This window comes from Methylobacterium sp. AC690 (genome assembly GCF_979256535.1).
On record NZ_CEEDOX010000147.1, the window covers coordinates 1 to 233 of the forward strand.

1 pseudogene is annotated in these 233 nt (G+C 79.0%); it reads left to right on the forward strand.

Features of this window, described 5'->3' with window-relative positions:
• Nucleotides 1-233, forward strand: a pseudogene (locus AC0IY1_RS25660) (thiamine pyrophosphate-binding protein); the annotation flags it as partial.

Consider the following 233-nt stretch of genomic DNA (forward strand, 5'->3'; position numbering starts at 1 on the left):
GGACGGACTGGCCGGCCGCCGTGCGGGCCGCGGTGGCGGACCGGCCCGCGGACTGGGACGACCGGCGCGGTCCCGAGGGCCGCCTCCATCCGGTGGAGCTGAGCCGCGGGGTCGCCGCCTTCCTCGACCGGCATCCCGGCGGCACGCTGATCTGCGACGGGGGCGAGATCGGGCACTGGCCCCAGGCCCTGGTGCAGGCCCCCCGGCGCCTCATCAACGGGGTCTCGGGCACC